The organism is Rhizobium ecuadorense (genome assembly GCF_001187535.1).
GTDB lineage: Bacteria > Pseudomonadota > Alphaproteobacteria > Rhizobiales > Rhizobiaceae > Rhizobium > Rhizobium ecuadorense.
The window spans coordinates 1-246 of sequence record NZ_LFIO01001102.1 but is presented as its reverse complement, the minus strand read 5'-3'; the positions used below and the strand labels follow the sequence as shown (position 1 = coordinate 246).

Here is a 246-nt window from a genome sequence, read left to right as displayed (position 1 = left end):
GGTGACGACGCCTGCGAACCGAAGCAGGCCGTTGTCGTCGCCAATCGTTTCGTCGACCAGGACAAGGTCCAGGCGGTGATCGGGCATTTCTGCTCGTCCAACACGATTCCCGCCTCCGAAATCTACAATGATGCCGGCATCCTCGAAATGACGCCGTCCTCGACCAATCCGACCGTGACCGATCGCGGTTTCGACAATCTGTTTCGTGGCTGCGGCCGTGACGACCAGCAGGCCGTCGTCGCCGAC

The 246-nt window shown here is 61.4% G+C and carries 1 pseudogene; it reads left to right on the top strand.

Features of this window, described 5'->3' with window-relative positions:
* Positions 1 to 246 (top strand): annotated as a pseudogene (locus AF337_RS22145) (branched-chain amino acid ABC transporter substrate-binding protein); the annotation flags it as partial.